Origin of the sequence: Jiangella rhizosphaerae (assembly GCF_003579925.1) — a bacterium.
GTDB lineage: Bacteria > Actinomycetota > Actinomycetes > Jiangellales > Jiangellaceae > Jiangella > Jiangella rhizosphaerae.
Genome location: NZ_QUAL01000202.1, coordinates 1 through 640 on the forward strand (window position 1 = coordinate 1; position 640 = coordinate 640).

1 protein-coding gene is annotated in these 640 nt (G+C 79.4%); it reads right to left on the reverse strand.

What is annotated here, in order from left to right; all coding sequences use genetic code 11:
- Positions 1-37 precede the first annotated feature (37 nt).
- Positions 38-640 (reverse strand): phenylalanine--tRNA ligase subunit beta (locus DY240_RS22435; protein WP_456077697.1); only part of this gene is annotated, 603 nt, incomplete at its 5' end.

The window sequence follows — 640 nt, forward strand, 5'->3', positions numbered from 1 at the left end:
CGGCCGGCCGGCACGGCGCCGGGGCCCTCGCCGGCCGTCATGCGCCGCGCAGGACCGCGCCGGTCCGCTCCGCTGCCGCGGCCACGGCGGCGTCGCGGGCGGCGGTGGTCTCCTCGACGGTGAGCGTGCGGTCGGGCGCCCGGAAGCGCAGCGCGTAGGCCAGCGACTTCTTCCCCTCGCCCAGCTGCGCGCCGGTGAAGACGTCGAACAGCCGCACCGACTCCAGCAGCGCGCCGGCGCCCGAGCGCAGGGCGTCCTCGACGTCGGCCGCAGCGACGGCGGCATCGACGACCAGCGCGACGTCCTGGGTCGCGATGGGGAACGTCGAGACCGACGGGGCCCGCACCGGCTCGTCGCCCACGCCGCCGGGGAAGAGGCGGTCGAGCTCCAGCTCCATCGCGCTGGTCCGCGCCGGCAGGCCGAGCGCCGCGACGACCCGCGGGTGTAGTTCGCCCGCGTGCCCGGCCAGGGTGTCGCCGACGTACAGCGCGGCGCAGCGGCCCGGATGCCAGGGCGCGTGCTCGTCCTTCTCGACCCGCAGCGCCACACCCGCGGCCCGGGCGACGACGCGCGCGGCCTCGACGGCGTCGGCCCAGCTCGCCGGGCGGGCCGGACCCCACCAGCCGGCCGGCTCGCGGTC